18 protein-coding genes are annotated in these 21741 nt (G+C 47.6%); 4 read left to right on the forward strand and 14 right to left on the reverse strand.

Translation table 11 applies throughout. The features are described from left to right. Window positions 1-62: 62 nt before the first annotated feature. The 6 genes from ACM1PF_RS26240 to sfnG all read right to left on the reverse strand — a co-directional run bounded on the left by ACM1PF_RS26240 (window position 63) and on the right by sfnG (window position 7073). Window positions 63-1073 carry a hypothetical protein gene (locus ACM1PF_RS26240; protein WP_416668812.1) on the reverse strand — a complete coding sequence of 337 codons (1011 nt, stop codon included), beginning with the start codon at window positions 1071-1073 and terminating at the stop codon, window positions 63-65. 46 nt (window positions 1074-1119) lie between these two features. Further along, window positions 1120-1905: a cysteine hydrolase gene (locus ACM1PF_RS26245; RefSeq protein WP_416668814.1), complete on the reverse strand. Its 786-nt coding sequence runs from the start codon at window positions 1903-1905 to the stop codon at window positions 1120-1122. Window positions 1906-2052: 147 nt separating this feature from the next. Then, entirely contained in the window at window positions 2053-3267 is a 1215-nt protein-coding gene (locus ACM1PF_RS26250; protein ID WP_416668817.1) for an SfnB family sulfur acquisition oxidoreductase, read from the reverse strand. Between the two features lie 148 nt (window positions 3268-3415). Then, on the reverse strand, window positions 3416-3952 hold the full coding sequence (locus ACM1PF_RS26255; RefSeq protein WP_416668820.1) for a hypothetical protein: 537 nt from the start codon (window positions 3950-3952) through the stop codon (window positions 3416-3418). A gap of 27 nt (window positions 3953-3979) precedes the next feature. Then, window positions 3980-5467, reverse strand: a complete 1488-nt coding sequence (locus ACM1PF_RS26260) for a sodium:solute symporter family protein (protein WP_416668822.1) — start codon at window positions 5465-5467, stop codon at window positions 3980-3982. A 511-nt stretch (window positions 5468-5978) separates the two neighbouring features. Beyond that, window positions 5979-7073, reverse strand: coding sequence for a dimethylsulfone monooxygenase SfnG (sfnG, locus tag ACM1PF_RS26265; RefSeq protein ID WP_416668825.1), 1095 nt, complete (start codon window positions 7071-7073; stop codon window positions 5979-5981). 893 nt (window positions 7074-7966) lie between these two features. On the opposite strand from sfnG, the gene ACM1PF_RS26270 reads away from it, so the two are divergent. Both ACM1PF_RS26270 and ACM1PF_RS26275 read left to right on the forward strand, forming a co-directional pair. Continuing rightward, the gene (locus ACM1PF_RS26270; protein WP_416668828.1) at window positions 7967-9016 is read left to right on the forward strand and encodes an LLM class flavin-dependent oxidoreductase; all 1050 of its coding nucleotides are present in this window, start codon (window positions 7967-7969) and stop codon (window positions 9014-9016) included. Window positions 9017-9042: 26 nt separating this feature from the next. Next, window positions 9043-11094, forward strand: coding sequence for a LysR family transcriptional regulator (locus ACM1PF_RS26275; RefSeq protein ID WP_416668830.1), 2052 nt, complete (start codon window positions 9043-9045; stop codon window positions 11092-11094). Between the two features lie 272 nt (window positions 11095-11366). Here the strand turns inward: ACM1PF_RS26275 and ACM1PF_RS26280 are convergent, their stop codons facing one another. From ACM1PF_RS26280 to ACM1PF_RS26310, 7 genes are all read right to left on the reverse strand, one after another. Continuing rightward, window positions 11367-12737 carry an LLM class flavin-dependent oxidoreductase gene (locus ACM1PF_RS26280; protein WP_416668832.1) on the reverse strand — a complete coding sequence of 457 codons (1371 nt, stop codon included), beginning with the start codon at window positions 12735-12737 and terminating at the stop codon, window positions 11367-11369. Between the two features lie 181 nt (window positions 12738-12918). Further along, on the reverse strand, window positions 12919-13281 hold the full coding sequence (locus tag ACM1PF_RS26285; protein WP_416676806.1) for an acyl-CoA dehydrogenase family protein: 363 nt from the start codon (window positions 13279-13281) through the stop codon (window positions 12919-12921). Beyond that, window positions 13282-14106 carry an acyl-CoA dehydrogenase family protein gene (locus ACM1PF_RS26290; protein WP_416668834.1) on the reverse strand — a complete coding sequence of 275 codons (825 nt, stop codon included), beginning with the start codon at window positions 14104-14106 and terminating at the stop codon, window positions 13282-13284. A gap of 65 nt (window positions 14107-14171) precedes the next feature. Further along, window positions 14172-15377 (reverse strand): SfnB family sulfur acquisition oxidoreductase, encoded by a 1206-nt coding sequence (locus ACM1PF_RS26295; RefSeq protein ID WP_416668836.1) that lies wholly within the window; start codon window positions 15375-15377, stop codon window positions 14172-14174. A gap of 230 nt (window positions 15378-15607) precedes the next feature. Further along, window positions 15608-16360, reverse strand: coding sequence for an ABC transporter ATP-binding protein (locus tag ACM1PF_RS26300; protein WP_416668839.1), 753 nt, complete (start codon window positions 16358-16360; stop codon window positions 15608-15610). 14 nt (window positions 16361-16374) lie between these two features. Continuing rightward, window positions 16375-17223, reverse strand: coding sequence for an ABC transporter permease (locus tag ACM1PF_RS26305; RefSeq protein ID WP_416668841.1), 849 nt, complete (start codon window positions 17221-17223; stop codon window positions 16375-16377). 11 nt (window positions 17224-17234) lie between these two features. After that, a complete protein-coding gene (locus ACM1PF_RS26310) occupies window positions 17235-18272 on the reverse strand; it encodes an aliphatic sulfonate ABC transporter substrate-binding protein (protein WP_416668844.1) in 1038 nt (345 codons plus the stop codon). 136 nt (window positions 18273-18408) lie between these two features. Here ACM1PF_RS26310 and ACM1PF_RS26315 point away from each other — a divergent pair, with 136 nt between their 5' ends. Next, the gene (locus ACM1PF_RS26315; RefSeq protein ID WP_416668847.1) at window positions 18409-18849 is read left to right on the forward strand and encodes a GNAT family N-acetyltransferase; all 441 of its coding nucleotides are present in this window, start codon (window positions 18409-18411) and stop codon (window positions 18847-18849) included. 52 nt (window positions 18850-18901) lie between these two features. Here ACM1PF_RS26315 and ACM1PF_RS26320 read toward each other — a convergent pair whose 3' ends face one another. Beyond that, the gene (locus ACM1PF_RS26320) at window positions 18902-19978 is read right to left on the reverse strand and encodes an LLM class flavin-dependent oxidoreductase (protein ID WP_416668850.1); all 1077 of its coding nucleotides are present in this window, start codon (window positions 19976-19978) and stop codon (window positions 18902-18904) included. Between the two features lie 468 nt (window positions 19979-20446). On the opposite strand from ACM1PF_RS26320, the gene ACM1PF_RS26325 reads away from it, so the two are divergent. Next, the gene (locus ACM1PF_RS26325; RefSeq protein WP_416668853.1) at window positions 20447-21661 is read left to right on the forward strand and encodes a glutathione S-transferase family protein; all 1215 of its coding nucleotides are present in this window, start codon (window positions 20447-20449) and stop codon (window positions 21659-21661) included. The last annotated feature ends 80 nt before the right edge of the window (window positions 21662-21741 follow it).

Raw genomic sequence — 21741 nt, forward strand, 5'->3', positions numbered from 1 at the left:
TCAACTAGCGATTATCGGCTATGTAGGATTTACCATTCGCGGCTATTCAATTCGGGTTCAACCTAACGGACTTCTTCTTGCCACAGCCCGATACCGTCATACAAGCCTGGAGCCATCAGAAATACCTGCACCCAAAGAATGTTGAACCACCAATAAAGTCCCTGGATGGTGTTGTCCTGATTCAACAGAGATAGCGTCAACCAGTAAAGGGCGATCGTAATCACCAGGCTAGCAGTGGATGCCACAATTCCTTTGAGGGGTTGGGACAATGAAGCAAAGGGCCACATATTGAACTGCCAGAGTATCCCCAATCCCACCGTAGTCCAAATGGCTGCAAAGATCGGGCCTGCGGTGGTAGTGAACAGGTCAATGCCTGCTTGCTTGAGCAGTAGCCCCATAATCAGAGTGAGCAGGATGACGGCTCCGGTATGGATCAGTCCAAGACGAGGTTGCTCCAGATCAAGCTTGCTCAACGGCCAGCGTTCAAAGAAACTGCCAAACACCGTTGAGGTGGGATACCAATACCAGGGAATGTAAAACGGTTCTAGCCCCCAGATTTGCGGTAAGAACGTGAACGCAGGCGCAATAAAAAAGATGGCAAAGAAGATGTTGAGAAATCCGCTCACCGGATGCCAATCCCGAATCTTGTCTGTAGTGACGATCGTGTTGTCAAAAAAGAACAAGCTGGCTGCTGCTGCAATGATGGCAGTTTGTCCCCACAATCCAGCGGACGTTTCAGCGAGAGTGGTCTGGGCAGAAATGTATTTCCAGGCTTCCCCAGTCAGATAGGACAATCCCAAGAGGATAGCTAAGTTGAATGTTCCTCGCCCGAACCGGGAGGATGAAAAGCGATTACCAGGATATCCATTCAGTGAAAATCCTAGATGCCACCACCAGACAAAAAAGATGGTGATGTAGATTAACTTTGAGGTGGTATCCAGTTGCAGCACCTGACCCAGTAGTAGCTCAAAAATCCAACTCACCACCGCAATCAGGACAATAAACAGCACGCCTTTGTAAGGCTGGTTCTTCCACCAGAGGTTACGCTTCAAACCAGGATTTGCAACGCTCATAAACTCTTCTCCTGTTTTATGAACTTTTATGAACCCACACCCATGCCTAACGATCGCCTTGCAATCGGGATGCCCGCAGAGCCGTTGCTTGCTGCAAAAGCTGCACAGCCGTATCAGCAGAAATCACAGGGGCAAAAAAGGTGTTGATCCGGCGTAATGCCGCAGGTTCATCTTCTTGATGTTGGCAAGCACAGGCATCGCCAATCACGATCGGAATCAAACCATAATCACGGGCTGCTCGTGCATTTCCTTCAATGCACCAGTCGAGATGGATACCAGTAATGATTAAATTGCGAATTCCTAAACGACCCAGGTAAAGAGGCAGCTCTGTTCCTACAAATGAAGACTGTAGAGCCGTTTCAAAGAACTCTACATCACCCGGTTGATTGATAGCTTTAAGTTCATCTACTAGTTCTCCATCCCAACGTTTTTTCTCATCACTCCAATCCTGATAAGAAGCTGTCCAAAATCGGTACTGAGCCTCGTCTAAAGGAGACCTGGGATAGGATTCGCGAAACACTTCATAACCGATCCAAAAGAAATAGGCTCCGGCTTTGCGTGCTGCTTGAGCAACCTTAATGGTATTTTCCAGGCTGGGACGTTCCCATTGTTTTTCCTTGCCTTGAGCACCGTCAGGATGATAGAGGCTGTTGTTTTGGCTAATCGATAGAAAAGCAGTAGGAGCCGTCAGCAACTCTGCTAGATTGAGGGACTGCCATTGGGGATGGAGTTCGGGAACAGGCGTTGCAATTTTTTCGATCGGTTCTGTGTTCTGAATCGGTTCTGTAGTTGTTTGAGAGGGCTTACGCGGAAAATCTTTTACTTTTGGCATGGTTATCTCCCTATTGATTTCAAGGGGCAAAGCATTTGCGTAGGCACCTTTTGGTTCAAGCAAGATATTTTGCCGAAAATGCTTCACCCTTATGAATAGTTGTTTGACAGGGCAGGACAAGCAGTGCCCACCCTGCAAAAAGTATGGTTACAACCAGGGATGGCGGGGGGGATTCGCGCCATTGAGGAAATAATTGCCCACTGCATAGTATTTCCAACGCACCGGATCGTGCAGCGTATGAGCACGAGCATTGCGCCAATGACGATCGTAGTTATATTCCTGCAACGTAGACTTTGTGCCTGACAGTTCAAACAGCTTATTTGTGGCTAACAGTGAAGCTTCCGTTGCCAGAGCTTTAGCTTCCGCAACGGCGATCGAGGATTCCACAACTTTGGCTTCCTCTAAACCGGATTCGTAGGCGCGATCGATGAACTCACCTGCTCGACGCAACAGTTCCTCTGAGGCATGAACCTGAATAATCACATTGCCCAGGTTGTAGAGCGTCAACGGGTCTTCGTAGCCCTTTTCTTGATTGCTGTCCACCCAGGGGCGCGTGTGGTTTCGCACAAAGTAGAGCGTGTCGCGCAGGGCAGCTTTAGCAATGCCCACATCCACGGCAGCCTGAATAATCTGCGCCACAGCGCCCATGGGAGTCGCCCGTTCAAACGCCAAGTAGTGAGGGATTACATGATCGGGTTTGACATACACATTCTCCAGAATCGTCGTTCCACTAGCAGTGGTGCGCTGTCCAAAACTTGTCCAATCGTCCAGTAGGGTCAAGCCTTCAGCCCCTCGTTCCACAAACGCCACGATGGTGTTGCCATTTTCATCAGCGGCGATCGTCGGAATCCAGTGCGCCAGCAACGCCCCTGCCGAGTAGTATTTGCGCCCGTTCAGAACATAGCCATCACCAGAGCGAGTGAGCTTGGTTTGTACATCGGTGACAGACTTCGTACCGATTTCTGAAAAGGCATTACCAAACCGCTTGCCTTGCAGCACCAAATCAAAGAAAAAGCGTTTTTGCTCCTCAGTCCCGTCCAGCTTGATCGCTTCCACCATGTAGAGATGATTCTGGGGAATTTGTCCCAGACTGGAATCCGCTTCTGCAATGATTTTAATCACCTCTGCCAGGGTTGCATTGGAAACCCCTGCACCGCCATATTCCTTCGGTACAACGATGCCCCACAAGCCGCTCTGGGAAAATTTCTTTACTTCTTCGAGGGGTAAACGACGTTCTCGATCGCGGATCGAATCTTCTTTGACGAATTCCGCTGCCAGTTCCTTGGCAATGGCGATCGCTTCTTGATCATCTCGAATGATATGAGCTTGAGGCTCAGTTTCAATGTTGACTAGAGTTGTCATAGTGATTCTCCTTTGGTTATGTATGGTTTATGCGTTGTGATACCAAGCTCAATTAGACAAAAGAGTTCGATCGCTTTGATTCTGCCCTATTACAATGCTTTTCCATCTCTCGGTATAGAATCGAATCCCTTGGAATTCAAGTCAGGTTTCAGAATCTACGGATAAAATCACCTTCTTGTTCTGAAATTGCTCGTCGTGCCGTTCGATCTGCCAGGATCTTTCTGTACCGTTTGACATCCGATCGCATGGCCACAATGGGTACAATGGGTCCCAACAAACAGATGATTGGGCCCAGGTACAAGAACCCCCAGCCCCAAGCATAGGAAGCGATCAGCAGGGCAGAACCCACTACCCAGGATGCAGCCCCCCAGAGCAGTGTGTTATCTGCATGGGAAGCACCTTGAGCCGCTTCGTCATCTTCCAGTCCATAGGTTTCAGAGGCATAGGTGAGAACCTGGTACATTCCTTGTACGAAAAAGACGGTAATCGTGGCACCAATCAGTGCAGCAATAATCGTTGCTGGAGAGTAAGCAGAACGAATCGGCGTGTCCCCTGTTACCCCCTGGGCATGAACCAGTTGAGCGTAGAAAAGCGTTAACCCAGTGCCCAGAGCGAAAAAGCTGACCCGCTTCACCAGAGTTCGGAACCGAAGGGGGAGCGTTTGCAAAAGGTAATTAATGTTCATCGGGATACTCCTAAAAAACGCAGATTCTTACTGAACAATTGCTGTAATTTCCGGTTCTTCAGACAAATCCTGAACTTGAGTCAGACTGGCGTAATCAAACCGCTCTGAGTTGGTCAATGCAATGGCGATCGGCACAATGGTACTCACAGCAAGCACCGTATAGGTGCCAATTTCATCACCAAAGCGCGTCATGGCAAATACTCCAGCAATTAAGCCTATGATGGTGCCCCAGGTGAACGCAGTTGCATTCATCCGCGACCAGACGATTGACAAGATCAGGGGAACTAACACCGCCGCTCGAATAATGGAAGTGCCTAACACCAGCGACACCAGATCAATGCCGGATAGGACAACAGCGATCGAAATTCCAGCCGCCACGACCATGGAAAGTCGAGTCCAGGTAAACAGCGATTTTTCAGAAATGTGGGGAAATAATGGCTTAATTACATCCACTGCCGACACCGAACTTACTGCCGCCAGGGTGCCATCACAGGTGGAATAACACGCCGACAGCACGATGATCACAAACAGATAAATCACCCAACTGGGCAAACCTAAATGGGAGACTAAAAAGGGCCCTAATGCCGCTGGATCACCACCTAAATCGGTCGCTAGATTGACATTCAACCCAATCCCTACAAGTCCCACCAAACCCAGGCACAGGGCAACGGGATAATACAGACCTCCGCCCCAGAAAAAGGTGCGACCCAACTCCTTTTCCTTGATGCCCCAGGCAACCTGCCAGAATTCCTGTCCGGCAATGGTCGCAGTGATTAATGCCAGACAGAAAGTCAGTCCAAAGCTTTGGAACGCATCCGGGCGTGTTACCGAAAACAGATTATTTCCCTGACTTTGCACTGTCTGCCAGACGGTTGCTGCACCCCCCACCTGACCCAAAATGGCAGTCGTCACCAGCACCGAGGGCACCATAATCAACAAGCACATCAGGGTGGAGGTAGAAATAGAAGCCCATAGCCCTCCCAGGCTAATGTAGAGCAGGATGACGATCGCTGAAATGGTTGCAACCACACCCTCTGGTAATCCAAAAATCGTCGCCACCATCAGCGATGCCCCTTTCAGATTCACCGTCACAATTTGAATTGCACCAAACAAAATTCCTGCTACGACAACAATTCGCGCCAGCTTGGCACCACCATATCGGGCAGACACAAACTCACTGATGGTATATCCATGCGGCATGAGTCGTCTTAGTTTTTTGGCGAACGGAATTACTGCGATCACGGCTGCCCCGTTGGGGACAGTAAACCAAAATAGTCCTGATAGCCCGTACTGAAATGTGACTCCAATGGGCAACAAAATGCCAATCACCCAGGTCCAGACCGACAGCAGACCGGCAATCCCAAATCCTAAACCTAACTGACGACCCGCAATCACAAAATCATGGGTGTTGCGCACTAATTTCCACTTTGCGTAGTACGAGACAATCAACATTGCCACTCCCAGACCAATTAGAGTGATGACACCCTGGGTGGGACCAAGAGCTTCTGCCTTCACAAGGCTAATTCCTTCCACTCATCTACTCCTTAGTGAATTCTATAAATTGTGCAATCACGCTCATATCCCAGCAATGACTTCAGGGATAGCTTCCAGCACTTACCTTGAAATGCTTTGTTTAGCTTCCGATGAAATGGTTGATGAAAAGGGGGCAAGCTAGATGAACTAAAGTAGCGAATTCAATGCTGCTCTGAGCTTGTCATCCCATCCTGAAAGCATCTACAAGCTTACTGTCTGATCAGGCTACAGTCTCTAATTCTGTTTCAGATGCTCTCAAAAGCTCCAAACTTTATCATGGTTGATCTCTCTGAAATTTCAACTCAGGGAACGCCTATGTTCACATAGATGCGAATTTAAACTGAATCAAGTTCTACATCAAAAGACAACATCTGTTGCTTTGGTAAACCACTCAAAGAACGCAATTTTAAGCCAAGTTTATCGTTTATGGGTAATTCAGAATAAAGCTTTCTGCAACTTGAAAACTATTCAAATTACCCATTTGTACATACACTTACACTCCCACAAGCTCTTCTGAAGTTCGACGACGTGCTTCAATCTGATGCACCAAAGGAATCACAGTTCGACCAAAGGCAGGCAAATCATCGGAATAGTGTAAAAATCCTCCCAGAATCAAGTCAACACCGACTTCATAAAACTGGCGAATCTTGTCTGCCACCTGTTCAGGCGTACCAATTAAGCCAGATTTGAATCCATCGTTGTACTGTACCAGATCTTCAAAGTTAGAATTTGCCCACATCCCCTGGTGATCGCGGGTTGAAGAACCGGCATGTTTAACCGCTTCACCAAATCCGTGAACGGCTTCGACATCTGCCTGAGCAATAATTTCTCGCAACACATCATGAGCTTCTGCTTCCGTGTCTCGCACTAGGGCAAATGCATTTAGTCCAAACTTCACTTTGCGTCCCTCTTTACGCGCCAGAGCTGATACTTCTTCGATCTGCTCTCGCACCCCTTCCACCGTGTTGCCATTCATGAAATACCAATCTGAGACTCGCGCTGCCATGCTACGAGCTGCTTTGGAGTTGCCGCCCTGGAAGATTTCGGGGTGAGGGCTGGAAATAGGTTTGGGTTTTACCCATCCACCATTGATCCGGTAAAAATCTCCCTTGAAGTGGAACTCATCTTCCGTCCATAGCCCTTTCAAAACGCGGATAAATTCTTCGGAACGGCGATACCGCTCGTCATGATCCAACCAGGGTTCACCATAGATGGTGAATTCTCCCTTGAACCAGCCACTCACCACGTTCAAGGCAAATCGACCGTTGGATGAAAAGTCGATGCCTGAGCCAATTTTGGCAACTACACCCGGATGCCATAACCCTGGATGAACCGCAGCAATCAGCTTGATTCGTTCTGTAGCTGGGGCGATCGCTGCCACGGTTGACAGAGCCTCAAGCTGGTATTCCGCACCGTAGCTGGCAATAAACCGCGCCTGAGCTAACGCATACTCAAACCCAACCTGTTCCGCTGTTCGAGCCAATTCGATATTGTAATCAAGCGTCCAATCGGTACGTTGAGGAATTTTACTTATCACTAGCCCACCGCTGACATTGGGCACCCAATATGCAAACTTAATATCCACCATTTCTTTCTGTCTCCATGATTGCAGTTAAACCAATACACCAGGGAATTCACCGTTTAGAATTTCCCGCTTCACTCATCTGGTTTCTAGGGTCAACCTTGAACAAACAGGCAGCATTGAAAAACTGACAAAAGCTGATGCAGTGAACCTTTTCCAATTAGAACAAAACTTTGGGTTTGGTCAATGCTGCGTTTGCTCGTCCTAAACACCGATTCACCTCAGTTGCGTTAACCCCCAATTAAAATACTGTATGTCTACCGATTTACCGTATTTTAATTGATTAAACAATAGCACAACATTTTGAGAGAAACAAGTTCTTAAAAAACTTTTTCGATTTTGATTATTTGATTTTCAGAAACTATTCTTTCCTACGATACAAACCTTAGAAAAATTATCTCTGAAGTAAAGGCTTTCAATAAGTGTATTCACAACATTTTGTGGAGATTCCAGCAAAATGAATTACATAGAATTCCCAGTCGAAACTTATTAATTCTTTTGAGCTAAAGTCGCTACATCTGCACAACTTTCTTAAAGCGACTCAACAACTTTGTTGAAATGTTCTTTAACGTATCTCACTCAGTCATTTCCTAGAGGTACACCAGTATACCTGTAGAAATTTTCCTATTTCATTTTGGAATAATGAGTCTTTTTGTATCATGAACAACAATTTTTTCGCTTACTTGCATAGAGTTGAACGGTTCTGAGTAGGCTTTAAGGTTGTTGCCAAAATAAGACGTATGATCGATGGCTATTCCGCATCGTGATAGTTCAACAGCGCCAGAGAATTAACTTGGGCTGTACATGGGCTCAGAAAACGTGGTAGTCTCCGAAATACTGTAAGCCCATAGACTTATAGTATTTTAAGATTGAGCTTATTAACTAAGGAAGGGAAGAAGGTGACGCTTAAATTTGGAATTTGGTCTCCAGTTTGCGGTGATTGGCTCAGAATAGTTCATGCTCAAAAGTCTTTCTCTGTCCAATGTTTATTAGATATTGCAGTTCAAGCAGATCGCTTAGGCTACGACTTCTGCTACATTCCAGAACATTATCTTAATGCAGTACATGGGGCGAATGACGAAGTATTAGATGCCTGGATAGTAGCGATCGCAACCAGTTTTAATACTAAAAGAATAAAGATAGTGACGGCAACCCAACCTGGATTTAAACTACCTGCTGTGGTCGCTAAATTGGGTGCAGATATCCAAAATCATCTGAGTCAGGGTAGATGGGGACTCAGTGCGATCGCGGGCTGGTGGCAACTAGAAGCAGAAGCTTATGGGGATGTCTGGCTCCCCCACCGTGAACGCTATGCCCGCCTGGAGGAATATTTAGATGTGATAACTGGCTTGTGGACAAAAGAAACGTTAAATTACGCTGGTCAATATTACACTATTGCCCAGGGCCGTTTACCCAATCCGCCGCACCCCCTTCCCTTCATTTGCATTGCCGGTGAATCGGAACGGGCGATCGACTTAGCTGCACGCAAGGGAGACTATCTATTTATCAATGCAGATAGTTTAGAAAAAACAGCCACTCTGGTGCAACAAGTAAAACAACTGGCTCACGATCGCTATGATCGCACAATCAAGATTGCCATGAGTGCCTTTGCCATTGTCCGGGAAACGACCACTGAGGCAGAAGCCAGGTTAGAGCAAATTTATCAGCTTGCCGATTCTGCACAAATTGATTATTTTCAAAAGCAAATTGATCCGAATGTGGTTGCCCACAACAAATTAGCTTCCTATCAAACCATTGAAGCAAATCTGGGATTATCCGCAGGCTTGATCGGTGATCCGAATACGATCGTCGATCGCCTCAACCAGTTTGAAGCAATTGGAGTTGATGTCATCATGCTCAAATTTGAATCGATGCTGGAAGATGCAGCTTACTTTTACCAATCTGTTATCTCTCAGTACAACCAACAACAAAGTCTCCTCTCGCTCTAGTGTTGCTATTGCTAATAACGTCCGCCATGAAAACAGAAGATATTACACTGAATCACATTAAAATCCTGAAAACGGTGAACGATTGTGGCAGCTTTTCTCAGGCGGCAAAACAATTGCAGTGCAGTCAGGCCATGATCAGTAAAAAGGTGAAGCAGTTGGAGGAATGCTTTGGTGTTCGGTTACTAACGCGCTCCCCCGGTGCGATCGGCTTAACGTATAAAGGAAAGAAGTTGATTGCTAATGTCCAAAATACGGTTGAAACAGTAGAACGTCTTCAAGAAGAGTTTCAGCTTACGCTCAGTGCGGAAGGAGAAGATCTGTTCTTAGGTGTTTCCCCGTTGTCTGAGGTATGGCTTGAACAGAATCTGTATCGATTTCAGCTCTGTTTTCCTGGGCGAGAGATGAGGAAAATATTAGTTGAAAGTGGCAGGTTATTTACTGACCTGCAGGCACTCAAATTTGATGCTTTATTGAACCATTCACCTGCCTATAAGGAGAAACATCATTGTACTCGGTTACAAACCTATCCAACGCTTTTGGTATCGTTTGATCCTGAGAAAAGGCTGACACAAGAAGATATGGTTCGGTTATGTGAAATCGAATTTTCTAATGTTGTCCTGCTTGAAGAAGTTTACCAGGAGTTATCTAGATACCAATATTTGGATAAAAATCAGTTGAATGAAGCAAAAGTTGTCAATAACTATCAGCAATTGCTTGAGCTAGCCCACGATACCCAAAAGCTAACGATTCTCCCCGATTTTTGCCAAACCCCTATCCTCGGTAAATATCAAACATCGTCATTTGGATTGCTTCAAGACGCGATCGAATATGGTGTGTATATTCATGTGCCGCATTTTGGTGAATTACTCGTGTCTGCGGAAAGCCTCGTGAGAAGCTTTCGCCTGGATCAAGTGAATTTAGAAAATCGATTTCAGCTTCATTTGCTCGAAAATTCTCAATTAGTCAAAGAAAGCAATATTGTTAGAATCGGAATCCAACGCGATTCGCTAGGACAGCTCGTTGCCAGTTATGGAACTAAATATATATTTGATTTGCTCAAGCAAGAACCAACGAAGCATATTCCCCTTGATGAATCGAGTTTAAGAAATATTAAGATCGATCGCGGTTTTGAATTACAAGTTATCCCATTTCCATCAGGAGAACAAATCAATCATCAGATGAAGCGCGGTGAACTAGATCTTTGTGTATTAGATGATGTTTCGCTTCTCAATAATGGCTTTCAGTTCTTTAAAGATTTTAGCTTTGGTTCTAAATTAATTGGAATTGCTTCTTACAATTTGTTTGGGCAAGATCTCAGTATTGTTCTGCCCAAAGATTCTTCGATCGTGTCTGTTCACCAACTTCAAGGAAAGCGAATCTCTACCTGGTTTGGTTCAAATGCTCATCGGTTTGTCATTACGCTATTTGAGCTATACGGGATGGATGTGAATCAAGACTGTAAATTAATTGATGAAGATCCCCGGACTGGCAGCACAAGTCTACTCAATGGGCAGATTGATGCCTATGTTTGCTGCAAAACATTTGCCGCGACGCTAATCAATTATCTTTCCCTGCGAGCATTGACCCAAGAGCAAATGCTGTCAATCAAAATTCCTTCACTAAGGGGCATTGTTTGCCGATCGCAGTTCATCAAAGAAAACCCCAAGTTCGTCATCGCTTACCTACACGATTTAGTCATTACAAACCATTGGTTTACCTCAAATCCGTCAAAGGCGATCGATACGCTTAGTGCCCTCATTGGGATTAACAAAGCTCAACTGACTCAGTTTTTCAGTTCCGAATTTGGGAGCCGCATTGACCCTACTTTGAAACCTCAATGGTCATGGCTGTTAAAAACGCTCAACCGCAGGCTTGATGGGAAGTATAACACTTCCCTTTTTGACGTAGATTTTTGGATTGAGGATTATTTCCTGCGACTGGTCTACAATCTGCTAGACCTGGACTATCACTTTCAGCAAGTTTCCTTCGCCAATGAACTGTCCAATAGTTATTTCCTAGAAGAGAAGTTTAATCGATACACAGAAGTCATTCACAATAGAAGTTTCCCAGTTCAATGAGAATTTAGGTAGACTCACTCCTGGGTCAAGGCAAATACCAAGTGAACCCGAAGCAACAGGGTTCACTCACCTCAGACTGTGATCGCTTCCGCTTCACGCCGGGCAGCAGGCAGGCTTCGCACTAAGGGAATCACCGATCGCCCAAATTCAGGAAGCTCATCAGCGAAATGCAGGAATGAACAAAGGATTAAATCTACGCCCACTTCGTAGTATTGTCGAATGCGATCGGCAATTAACTCTGGTGGTCCGATCAGTCCTGTTTTATGGCGAGACTAATGGGCAACTCCAACCAGTTCAGCCTGTTTCTGATAGGGCGTTAAATTGGCTTTGCCCAATCCCAAATGATCACGGAGGGTCTTGCCCGTGTACTCTTGACGGAATAAACCTCGTCGCTGAAGTTCCGGAACAACCAGATCCACAAATTCTTCAAATGCGCCAGGAAGGTATGCCGGAGAAATGATAAAACCATCCGCCTCGCCGTTCTTAAAGCTTTCCTCTAGCTGATCGGCAATCTGGGTTGGCGTGCCAACGATATGGGGCAACAAAATCCCCTCGGCGTAGAGCCGTCCAATATCCCGCAGGGTCAGTCCCTCCTTTTTACTCAGCCGGAGGGCAACCTCAAATAGCCCTTTAATGCCGCCCACTTCCACATCTTTAACAGGTTCATCCAGGGGATGTTGTGAGAAGTCATAGTCCATGTGGCTGGAGAGAGTGATGAGTCCTGCGATCGGATCAACCAGTTCATTGTGCAACGCTTGTTTCTCACGGGCGATCGCCTCAGTTTCACCGATGAACGGAATCACCGCCGGAAAGATTTTGACATCATCCGGGTTACGTCCATAGTTAACTGTACGAGACTTAACATCATCGTAGTAGGCTTTACGTCCGTCAGGCGTTGGATCAATTTCAAAGATAATCTCTGCCCAGCGGGCAGCAAACTCTTTCCCTCGATTCGATGAACCCGCCTGCATGATAGCGGGACGACCCTGGGGCGATCGCGGCACGGTTAATGGCCCACGCGACTTGTACCAGCGTCCCTCATGGTTAATATGCTGCACCTTAGTGGGATCAGCAAACAGTCCAGTGTCCTTGTCCAGCACCAGAGCATCTTCCTTCCAGCTATCCCAGAGCTTGTAGGTCAGTTCGACAAACTCATCGGCACGATCGTAGCGATTTTCGTGTTCCAGGTGTGCCTCCAGCCCAAAATTGTAGGCTTCGCCGATGTTGTGAGAGGTGACAACATTCCAGGCAATCCGCCCCTTAGAGAGGTGATCTAGCGTGGCAAAGGCTCGTGCTAGTTCGTAGGGAGAATAGTAGGTCGTTGAACGGGTAATTCCCAGCCCAATATACTCTGTGGCGACTGCCATCGTTGCCACCACATAGGCCGGATCAATCAAAATCGCCCCTTGAGTCCCCCGCCTCAACGTTTCCTCAATACTGTTGCCATAGCGGTGAGGCACAGCCAGGGCATCGGCAAAAAATACATAGTCAAACTTGCCCCGTTCCAGCGTTCGTCCCAGGTGTTGATAGAACTCAGGCGTTAAAAAGCTGAGATCGTTTTCAGGATGCTTCCATGAAGGATGACTGTGGGTGAGATGAGATGCAATTAAGAACCCAGCTAAGTGGAACTGTTTTTGTGACATTTGATATTCCTCAAATTTTCAAAAAACTTTCAAACGATGTAACCGCGATCGTGGGTTCTGCTCATTGCAACTTGGGATCGTCGAGCAATCGTCGATCAAACGACCTGTGCTACCGTTTTAACTCTTTAACTGGGCGGGCAAGATGCCCACCCCACAAGAAGTTCAGGTAATTAAATTACATCTATGTGTATAAGGTGAACACTGGAATTTGCTCATTCAGTGTCCAATTCCCAACTTCGTAAACCTTGTATGCTACAGGATCATGCAGTGTGTGCGTCCGAACGTTGCGCCAGAATCGATCGAAGCGATATTTAGAGGCTGCTGCACGGGTTCCCGTCACCTCAAAAATCTTGCTGGTCACTTCCAATGCCACACGGGTTGTAAAGACCTTCGCGGTGGCGATCGTGACAGCCGTTGTGCCTCGTTCTGCTTCGGTCAGTTGTTCACCTTGATCCCAGGCAGATTGCAAAACCGTAGCCACCTGATCGGCATGGCTAGTTGCAACTGTTAGGTCAACCCAAAGATTGCCATACTGCTCAATGATTTAGGGATCTTGGGTTGCTGTTTCCGCTGGCGAAAAGATCCACGGGCGAGTTTGGGTTTGGGTATACTGTTTGGCGGCTTCAAAGGCTCCCAGGGCAATTCCCAGGTAGAAATTGACAAAGACACTTTGAATCAATAGCGTGACTAGCGTTGAAAAGGGGCGAGGATGTGCCTGGGAATCCGGATCGCCCAGGACTTCATCTCGGTAAATTAAAACCTTGTGGAACTCGACGCTGCCGCTGTTGGTTTGGCGTTGCCCAATGTAATCCCAATCGTCATTTAAGACCACCCCCTCTCGATCGCTGGGGACGATCGCAAACAGCACATTACCCAAATCCTGACGAATTCCAGCAACGACAATTACATCTGAATTTCTGGCTCCGGTGGAGAAATTTTTGATTCCCTCAAGGTGAAAATTCTCCCCGTCTGGAGTAAAGGTGAGATCTGGGTCACGAGGGTTCACCGAGTCTCCCCAATACCAGTGATTTTGGGCACTTTGGCTGTAAAAACGCTGCTGCTGTTCAGCCGTACCAAATAGCTGAGGCATGGCTGCGTTCACGTAGTGATAACCCAATAGCTGCGCCAGGGAACCATCGGTTTTAGCAATCTCCCGGATCACCTTCAAGGCAGTAATCCAGTCGGCCCCTTGTCCGCCATATTCTGAAGGCAGCGTTAAATTAAACAACCCACTGTCGCGCAGTTGTTGGAGTGGCTCAACGGGTGAACCGCCCTGAATATCCCGTTCGATCGCCGTTTCAGCAAACGTTTGAGCGAGGGATTTGGCGATCGCTAGATGATCAATTGATGAACGAAGTGTTGAAACCATAGGTGAAAGGTACTCCCACTCAGTTTGTACGAGAAACAGAATGATTTCAGATAGCCAAATCGGATTTAGAAGGCTCCATGACGAGGAGGATTGACCCCATTGAGGTAGTAATTGCCAATACCGTGATATTTCCAGCGCACTGGATCATGGAGGGTGTGGGTACGGGCATTGCGCCAATGGCGGTTGTAGTTAAACTGCTCCAGGGTCGATCGAGTGCCCGTCAATTCAAAAAACTGGTTGGTAATCGAAATCGCCGCTTCGTCAGTCAGGGCCTTTGCTTCCGCTACGGCAATTGAAGCTTCTACGGCACTGGCTTCTGTGCGCTCAACCAGAGCCTGATCGATGAATTCTCCCGATCGCCGTAACAGAGCTTCTGCGGCATGGAGTTTCACCGTTAATTGCCCAACGGTGTAAATCAGCAAGGGATCTTCGTATCCCTGTTCGACACCACTATCAACCCAGGGGCGCGTATGCTGCCGTACAAACTCCAGACAATCCTTCAGCGCAGCGTGGGCAATGCCAATATCAACCGCAGCGTGCATAATTTGGGCGATCGCCCCCATCGTAGTTTGCTGTTCAAAGGCGAGGTAGTGCCGCAAAATTTGATGTTCTGTTACCGCTATATTGTTCAGAATGGTTGTGCCGCTTGCTGTTGTCCGCTGTCCAAAGCTTGACCAGTCATCAATTACCGTCAGCCCTTCTGTTTGGCGATCGACAAACACAACAACGACATGGTTTTCATCATCTAAAGCGACTACTGGCACAACATCGGCGAACAACGCTCCCGTTGAATAGAACTTTTGACCATTCAGAACATAGCTTGTCCCTTGTTGCACCACGCGAGTTTTAAACGCAGTTGCCGTCTTGGTTCCCACTTCACAGAAGGCATTACCAAATCGTTGACCCGCCAAAACCCGCTGGAAATAATCTTGCTTTTGGGCTTCGGTACCGCTTAGGCGCAGGGCTTCCACCATGTAGAAATGATTTTGAGGGATTTGCCCCAAGCTGGAATCTCCAGCCGACAAGGTGGCAATCACTTCTGCCAGGGTGACATTGGAAACCGATGCTCCACCATACTCAGTTGGAACGGTGATTGCCAAAAGCCCACTGGCAGAGAGTTGTTCAATCTCTGCATAAGGAAGGAGCCGATCGCGATCGCGTTCTGCGGACTCCCGCGCAAATTCAGCCGCAAGCTGTTGAGCAACCTCGATCGCTTCTCGATCGTTAGTAATGATATGAACCTGGCGATCCCTTGTCGGCGCACTAACCATATTTTTCCCTGATGATGGTGTCTTGACTTAGAACCTGCGAAATCTGATCCGTAGCTCGTTTCAGCGCTCCCATCAAATCTTTTCCGGTCAAATCGATCTAATCTACTGTAAATCTACCGATATGCCGTATTTTATAGTCGAAAGTATTGCACACCCGATTGGAGAAAGCAAGATACGATGACACCCTTTCCAGCTTAAGTTTGGGTTAGCTGACAAACTTGCAGGGTGCGCTACACTTCCACCACCGATCGCCCTTCCTCCGAAAGATCCAGATAGCGCAGCAAAGTCTCTTTCCAGTGCTGAAAGCTGGATTCTGTTCGCTTGCGAGGACGAGGGAGGGGGATTTCTAGTTCCTGATGAATGTGTCCTGGATGTCCCTGCATGACGATAATCCGATCGCTCAACACTAACGCCTCTTCGACATCGTGGGTGACTAAAATCACGGTGGGACGATCGTATTCCCAGATTTGCAACACATGATCTTGTAACTGCTCTCGCGTGAAGGCATCCAATGCGCTGAACGGTTCATCCAACAACAGAATGGAGGGCTGAGTGACTAAGGCGCGGGCAATGGCGGTGCGTTGCGCCATCCCCCCTGAAAGCTGCCGGGGTAATGCCTGGGAAAATTGGGTTAAGCCCACTCGTTCCAGGAGCAGGTTCGATCGCCTTTGTCGCTCTGGTTTTGGTAAATGCGCCAAGCCAAACTGCACGTTGCGTTCTACCGTCAGCCAGGGCATCAGGCGGGGTTCCTGGAAGATAATCCCGACCTTGGGATGGGGAGCCGTAATCAGTTCATTGTCGATCGTGACATATCCTGAGGAAGGCGCATCCAATCCGGCAATGAGCCGCAGCAGGGTACTTTTGCCACAACCGCTCGTTCCAATAATGCTGACAATTTCTCCTTCCTTCACCTGTAGGTTAACTGACTCCAGTGCCAGGAAGCCATTGCGAAATTGCTTGTAAACGTTCTCCAAATGCAGCATAAATTCTTCCTCGCTCAACCTTGTGTCCCGTGGGAATCTTGCCAACTGAGAAAATGGTTTCCAACCGTAGCCAGCAGCATATCCGTCAGCTTACCGACGATCGCAAATAGCAATAGGCTGGCAAGAATCAAATTCGGTCGTCCAGTGGTTTGACCATCAATGAGCAGAAACCCTAACCCTCGACTGGCTCCCATTAGCTCCGCTGCCACCACAAACATCCAGCCCAGGCTCAACCCATTCCGCAAACCGACGATGTAAGACGGTAAGGTGGCGGGCAGGAAAATTCGCTGAATCAGTTGCAAACTGCTGAATCGATAAACCTTACCTACTTCTACCAGCTTGCGATCGACTCCTTGAACTCCGCTCATTAGATTGAGATAAACCGGAAAAAAGACCCCCACTGCAATCAAAGAAACTTTAGAAGATTCCTGGATTCCCATCCACAAAATGAACAGAGGAACCCATGCCAGAGAGGGAATATTGCGTAAGGCTTGCAGCAAGGGATCGAGATAGTTGTAGATATTACGAGAATACCCCGTTAAGGCTCCCAGAACGGTAGCAAAAATACTGCCGATCGCAAATCCAATGATCACTCGATACAGCGTTGCCCCGACGTGGCGAACTAACGCTCCGGTGACTGCTAGATTCCAGATGGTTTCTAATACGCGGGTGGGGGCAGGGAGAAGGTTAGGGGGAAAGAACCCCATTCGGGACAGAATCTCCCATAGCACCAGAAGAATTGCTGGCAGGATGAATCCTTTAAGCCACTTTAAGTGGGGCGATCGACGCTTGGATTGAGAACGTTGTGAAAACGACGACGAGATGGAATTAGAAGTATATTCCGGAGCTGATGGGACACTCATGGTTGCCTAATCTACTGCCTTGCAACTTGTTCAATGTATTGCGAATCAATTAAATCATCGACCACAGCCTGCACATCAATTGACTGGGGAATCACGTCACTCTTCTTCAGCACGTCCCCAGCCGCCACAATCACTTGCTTTTGGTCTGCACCAATCACGTATTGTGATAGATCAGTCCGCTCTAGCTGCTTTGCTGCCACTGCCTCGGTAAGATTGGATTCCTCGACCAGAATCTGGCGCAATTCGTCGGGATTATCAACTGCCCACTGCCGACCCCGTTCGTACACTTCCAGTACCCGCTCTACGTAGTCTGGATACTGTTCTGCAAAGGCTTCCCGCACGTTCAGCACCCCAAAGCTGTTGAAGTTCGGCTCTCGAAAAAAGAGGCGCGATCCACTTTCTAGCTCGGTGGTTGCCATGATCGGATCCAACCCTGCCCAAGCATCCACATCACCCGTTTCCAGAGCTGTTTTACCATCGGCATGTTGCAGGGGAACCAGTTCAATGTCCTGTTCACTCAAGCCATTTTGATCCAAGGCTCGCAGCAAAAAGATAAAGGGATCAGTGCCTCGTGTCGCGGCAACCCGTTTACCCTTGAGATCAGCAACGCTTCGGATATCGGAATTTGCCGTCGTCACCAGAGCCGCCCATTCCGGTCTGGAATAAACGTAAACTGCCTTGATCGGATTACCGTTTGCCTTGCCAATCAGTGATGCGGCTCCTGCGGTCGAACCAAAGTCAAGACTACGACTATTCAACAACTCCAGGGCTTTGTTGCTCCCCTGGCTCAATGTCCATTCGACATTCACCTGATCATTCGCTAGTTCTTCCTCCAACCATCCCTTCTCTCGCAAAACCAGGCTGACGGGATTGTAATAGGCATAATCCAACCGAATCACATCAGGACGATCGGCTGCCGTGGTAGACGTGCCTGTGCAACTGCTGAGAATCGAGAAAGAGAAAATGACGGCGATCGCCACTAACCACGTCGGAAACCGCCATCGTTTCAGGAAGCGCGATCGATTTGCCAATCTAAGCTGTTTACCCATACTATTCCTCACCTACCTGACTGCTGTAGAGACAAGTTAAAATCGCTCTTATAATACGGTAAATTGGTAGAGTTACCGTATTTGTTTTAAGCAGTATCCCACACGGTAGGATAAAAGGCAACAGGACAACGGATAAATGAAGGATAAGGAGATGATTCGATCGGCTGAGTTGAGGGACGCAAACGCTTTGCATGAGCTCCTGGAGCAGTTGGGATACTCCACGGAATTAAGTCAGATTGAGAAATTTCTACTGAAGGAAAACGACCTGGCAACGACTGCTGTTTACGTGTATGAGTTGTCAGATAGGGCGATCGGCTTTATTTCCCTCACTCGGTATTTTTACTTCCCAGCAATGCAAAACGTGATGCGGATTACTGCATTCTGTGTTGATGCCGAACATCGAAATTTGGGGATTGGTGGTCAACTACTCAGTTTTGCTGAACATCTAGCAATTGATTTCGGCGATGCATTGATTGAGATTTCCTGTTCCCTGGAGCGTCAACAAGCCCATCGATTCTACTTGAAACAGGGATATTCTCAGCAGTCCTATAGATTTGTCAAACGTTTTGTATTGTAGGCTGAAAAATTGCATCGACTGCGTTGATCGATACACAAGATACATAAATCATCTAATCATTGATACTGACCAACCTTGGCAGGCGATCGACTAGATCTAATCGCACTCGCGGTATGATCTCTGCGGCAAATCGTTCAATTTCAGGAGCCATTGGCTGAAATTGCAGCATGAAGGTTTCAATCCCGGCAGAGGCAAAATCAGCAATTCGTCTGGCGACTGTATCATAGCTGCCAACGAATCCGGCTGCGGTTCCGCCATTTGTCCCAATGCCCGGATATTGCGCCATCTGTTTAAACATGACCACCTCAGTATCAACCCCTTTCATTAGCTCCGATCGATCGTCCTGGGCAGCATAGACACTCAACTGTTGAAACACCTCTTGGGCTTCAGCGTCCGTGGAACGGGCAATGACAAAAGCAGACAGAGCAAACCGCAGGGGGTGATGCTGTTTACGGGGATATTGCTTCACCGCAGCGATCGTTTTTCGTACCTGCTCAAGGGGGCGACCATTGAGAAAAAACACATCTGCCGCTTGTATGGCTAATGCCCTGGCAGGTTCAGATTCGCCGCCTAAATAAATGCGGGGATGGGGTTGGGCGATCGATCGAGGTAGCAAATTGAGATTCGTGATCTGAAAATAGTTTCCCTCAAAGGTGATGCGCTCTCCGCTCCAGAGGGATTTCACGACCTGCAACCATTCCGCTGAATATTGATATCGCTCCTCATGGAGCAGAAACGGAATCCCCGATTTTTCCAATTCTGGTTTAAACCAGGCACTAACTAAGTTAATGGCAAATCGTCCCTGACTAATGGCATCAATGCCCAGTGCCATCTTTGCCAACACTGCTGGATGAAACAGTAAAGGCTTCACCGCCGCAATAATTTCGATCGTACTGGTGGCTTCTGCCAGAGCTGCTGCCGCTGTCCAGGTTTCTAGCTGATCTAGATTTGGATCTCTGGGATTGAGCAAGTGTTCTGCAATCAGGCTAGTTGTGAATCCATAGCGTTCTGCTAACAGCAACAGCGACTTTGCACGGGAGTAGCTGGCATCGCACGGTTCGTGGGGATGGTGCATTGCCCCCCAATTGCCATACACAGGAATCCAAATACCATAACGGGGTTCTGACATAGCCCACTCCGGGAGTATCACAATTCATGCCCATTGCTCAGTTTTTGCAGCGCACAACCTTTGCCATTAAACACAACCTTGCATCGAGCAGAGTAACTTGAAAGCCTAAAATACTGTAAACCGATGGACTTTAAGTATTTTTTGGTTAAACGAATATCCCATAGACCCTTTTGAACCGTCAGTGATCTGAATTACAAAATCAAAAAATCTTAAATTTTAACGAAAAGCCTGGGCATGACTGGGTTGTTTTTATTGCCATTTTATGTGACTCTTTTGATTAATTCCTGTTAACTCCTGTAATTCGATAGTATAACCGTAATTTAGATTAACTGGACGATATCAGGTAGATATTAGCCAAACCCTGTGTCCGCCAACGCCTGGATTAGAGAGATATACAGCTCAGTCCAATTGAATGATGCCTCCTGAAATTAACGTATTCACTATTCGCAGCCACCAACGAGGTAAACCGTGCTAACCCAAGCCACCCTACCCAACTGGGATGAACTCCTACAAACCGCCCGATCTCAAACGCCCGTTCGTCGCATCCGTAGACCTGGACAGTCTCCTTCTACTGCCCCTATTCCTAGCAGCATTGATAAACTTCCTCCCAATACCAAGCCACTCGTTTTACTGTACCGCGATACGAATTCCTGGTGTCCATTCTGCGAGCGCGTTTGGTTTGCCCTGGAAGAAAAGCAAATCCCTTTTGACACAGAGTTTATTGACCTGAGCAATAAGCCCAAATGGTACACCGATCTGGTTCCTACTGCCCTGGTTCCAGCGGCAAAAATTGAGGGTCAACTGGTCTATGAATCCAAGGATATTCTGTTAGCTCTGGAAGAACGGTTTCCTGATCCGCCGCTTTTGCCAACCGATCCAGAGGAGAATGCCGTGGCCAGACGGTGGATTGAGGAGTCAGAAACCAGTGGTTTTTTCACAGTAAGCTATCAGTTCCTGCGGGCAGCAACCGCCAATACTGAGGAATCAGCGCAGCTACAGGCAAACCTGGAAGCCCACCTCGATCGCCTGGAGCAACTTCTGACCCAGTATCCTGATGATTATTTCCTCAGTACATTCAGCTTGGTGGATATTGTCTACAGTCCCCATCTCGATCGCCTGGCTGCCAATGCGCCTGCATACAGGGGCTATGAAATTCGGGGAAATTCGCGCTTTCCTCGATTAAATGCCTGGTTTAGGGCAATTGAGCAGCGTCCAGCCTACCATCGCGTTAAATCTGACCCGATTACCAATAATCTATTGCTCAAACGACGGTGGGGATTAGACCCGATTGCCAATTTAAAACCCCTAGAGCCGATCGAGCATATCGCAAGTTCCGATCGGGCTGAAGCCGCAGAACGATTGAGTGATAATCATGAAGCCGCAATCAGGGATGTTTGGCGGAATTCTGGAGTCCAACAGTTCGCAGCCTGTGAAACCACCATTCTGGAAGCGATTGATCTGCACCTGAGACTGTTAGCAGATTATTTACTGTATGGCGATCGGAGACTGCTACCGTGGGGACGAGTCGGCGGACAAGATCAGGCTGATCCCCAGATTGCAGCGATTGGAGCTGTGACGCTAGCCTATCTGAGAAACCGCATCTGTGCCCCTCGTGATATGAGTGCTGGAGCCGCCACTGCATTTCGGGCAGCGATCGATCGAGTGTTGACGCAACTTTATTAGTTTCGTTTCGCCAGCCCGTTTGTTGACCAAGAGCCTGACCTGGCTCTGTTTTTGAGTGCCTGGTTTTTGAGTGTTTCATT

It is taken from the genome of Egbenema bharatensis FJBBOT/2019, assembly GCF_048077055.1.
In the GTDB taxonomy this organism is placed as follows: Bacteria; Cyanobacteriota; Cyanobacteriia; order Elainellales; family Elainellaceae; genus Egbenema; species Egbenema bharatensis.

Coding starts and splice junctions, on each gene's coding strand:
- ACM1PF_RS26240 (WP_416668812.1), bottom strand. CDS start 1,073: ATGAGCGTTGCAAATCCTGGTTTGAAGCGTAACCTCTGGTGGAAGAAC.
- ACM1PF_RS26245 (WP_416668814.1), bottom strand. CDS start 1,905: ATGCCAAAAGTAAAAGATTTTCCGCGTAAGCCCTCTCAAACAACTACA.
- ACM1PF_RS26250 (WP_416668817.1), bottom strand. CDS start 3,267: ATGACAACTCTAGTCAACATTGAAACTGAGCCTCAAGCTCATATCATT.
- ACM1PF_RS26255 (WP_416668820.1), bottom strand. CDS start 3,952: ATGAACATTAATTACCTTTTGCAAACGCTCCCCCTTCGGTTCCGAACT.
- sfnG (WP_416668825.1), bottom strand. CDS start 7,073: ATGGTGGATATTAAGTTTGCATATTGGGTGCCCAATGTCAGCGGTGGG.
- ACM1PF_RS26275 (WP_416668830.1), top strand. CDS start 9,043: ATGAAAACAGAAGATATTACACTGAATCACATTAAAATCCTGAAAACG.
- ACM1PF_RS26280 (WP_416668832.1), bottom strand. CDS start 12,737: ATGTCACAAAAACAGTTCCACTTAGCTGGGTTCTTAATTGCATCTCAT.
- ACM1PF_RS26290 (WP_416668834.1), bottom strand. CDS start 14,106: ATGGTTTCAACACTTCGTTCATCAATTGATCATCTAGCGATCGCCAAA.
- ACM1PF_RS26295 (WP_416668836.1), bottom strand. CDS start 15,377: ATGGTTAGTGCGCCGACAAGGGATCGCCAGGTTCATATCATTACTAAC.
- ACM1PF_RS26300 (WP_416668839.1), bottom strand. CDS start 16,360: ATGCTGCATTTGGAGAACGTTTACAAGCAATTTCGCAATGGCTTCCTG.
- ACM1PF_RS26305 (WP_416668841.1), bottom strand. CDS start 17,223: ATGAGTGTCCCATCAGCTCCGGAATATACTTCTAATTCCATCTCGTCG.
- ACM1PF_RS26310 (WP_416668844.1), bottom strand. CDS start 18,272: ATGGGTAAACAGCTTAGATTGGCAAATCGATCGCGCTTCCTGAAACGA.
- ACM1PF_RS26315 (WP_416668847.1), top strand. CDS start 18,409: ATGAAGGATAAGGAGATGATTCGATCGGCTGAGTTGAGGGACGCAAAC.
- ACM1PF_RS26320 (WP_416668850.1), bottom strand. CDS start 19,978: ATGTCAGAACCCCGTTATGGTATTTGGATTCCTGTGTATGGCAATTGG.